The organism is Streptomyces prasinopilosus (genome assembly GCF_001419695.1).
Lineage (GTDB): Bacteria > Actinomycetota > Actinomycetes > Streptomycetales > Streptomycetaceae > Streptomyces > Streptomyces prasinopilosus.
The window spans coordinates 1-1579 of record NZ_LIRG01000197.1; the positions used below are offsets into that span (position 1 = coordinate 1).

Sequence of the window (1579 nt, forward strand, 5' to 3'; positions counted from 1 at the left end):
GTTGCAGGCGCAGGCCGCGGCGTCACTGCTGGTACGGCTGCTGGTACTGCTGGGGCGACTGCCCGTACGCCTGACCGCCACCGGGGCCGCCCGCGGCCTGCGCCTGCAACTGCTCGGCCTGCTCCGCGGTCACCTTCGCCTCGGCACCGCAGAAGGTGCACTGCGTCGCGTACTTCGTCGAGACCGGGAACAGCGGCACGAAGAACAGCGTGAACTTCGTGACCCGCTTCCTGAGCGTGTGCGCGGAGGGGTTCCCGCACTGGGAGCACAGCAACGTGAGGATCGCGAGCTGGTGGAGGTACCCCTTGGTGCCGAAAATGATCATGTCGCCGCTCCCGTCCGGGCCCTCGCCCAACCGTCCACTGCCACTGCTCCTAGCACTGCCACTACTACGAAAGTACCGGCCGTAAACCGCCGGTGGGCGATCGATGGGCGATCGGCGAATGATCGGCGAGCGGCCGGTGGACGATCGGTGGGCGATCGGCGACGGGGCGGCCCGAGGACCGCCGTACTCCGAGGAGGGCCCGCCCGGCCGCGGCGTGATCAGGGCTCTCCCTGGATCGCTTGAACGCGCGAATGGACACAGAATGCGATGAGTGGTTCCCATTCGTCGGCGCGGGCCGTGGAGGAGTGACGGGTGTGCTTGAGGTACCGCTGTGGCTGTGGCTGGCGTTCGCCGCGACGGTGGTGGTGTCGCTGGCGGTGGACCTGCTGGCGCACCGCACCGCGCACGTCATCGGCTTCAAGGAGGCCGGCGCCTGGAGCGTCCTGTGGGTGGGCCTCGCCCTGATCTTCGGTGCTGTCGTCTTCCTGGTGCTCGGCGTGACGGCGGGCACGGAGTACGTCACCGCGTGGCTGCTGGAGAAGAGCCTGTCGGTCGACAACCTCTTCGTCTTCGCCGTGATCTTCGCGTACTTCAAGGTGCCCCGCGCCTACCAGCACCGTGTGCTGTTCTTCGGCGTCATGGGCGCCCTGGTCTTCCGCGGGGTCTTCCTCGCCCTCGGCGTCGCCGTGGTCAGCCGCTTCACCGCCGTGCTCTTCGCCTTCGCCGCCATCCTCTTCTACAGCGCCTACAAGCTCCTCAAGGACGAGGAGGAGAGCTTCGACCCGGGCAGGAGCTTCGCCGTACGGCTGCTCCGCAAGATCATGCCGGTCCGCGACGAGTACGCCGGCACGAAGTTCTTCGTCAAGGAGGCCGGCAAACGCGTGGCCACCCCGCTCCTCGCGGTGGTGGCCGCCATCGAGGCGGCCGACCTGATCTTCGCCGTCGACAGCGTCCCGGCCGTTCTCGCGGTCAGCGACGACGCCTTCATCGTCTACACCAGCAACGCGTTCGCCATCCTCGGCCTGCGGGCCCTCTACTTCCTGCTCGCGGGACTCCTGGACCGGTTCCACTACCTGAGCAAGGGCCTCGCGATCATCCTCGCCTTCATCGGCGTCAAGCTCGTCCTCCAGGCGTCCCACAAGATGATCAGCACCAGCATTCCCGAGATCCCCTCTCCGGTCAGCCTCGCGGTCATCGTCGTCGTCCTGGCCGGTTCCGTGGCCCTCAGCCTGCTCCGCCCCGCCCCGCCCCGCC

The 1579-nt window shown here is 68.1% G+C and carries 2 protein-coding genes; one reads left to right on the plus strand and one right to left on the minus strand.

Going from position 1 to position 1579, the window contains the following annotated elements; translation table 11 throughout:
* Window positions 1-22 precede the first annotated feature (22 nt).
* Complete coding sequence (locus AOK18_RS09980; RefSeq protein WP_055573958.1) at window positions 23-325, minus strand: zinc-ribbon domain-containing protein; 303 nt, start codon at window positions 323-325, stop codon at window positions 23-25.
* Between the two features lie 314 nt (window positions 326-639).
* On the opposite strand from AOK18_RS09980, the gene AOK18_RS09985 reads away from it, so the two are divergent.
* Window positions 640-1579 (plus strand): TerC family protein (locus AOK18_RS09985; protein WP_055694071.1); only part of this gene is annotated, 940 nt, incomplete at its 3' end.

Coding starts and splice junctions, on each gene's coding strand:
- AOK18_RS09980 (WP_055573958.1), bottom strand. CDS start 325: ATGATCATTTTCGGCACCAAGGGGTACCTCCACCAGCTCGCGATCCTC.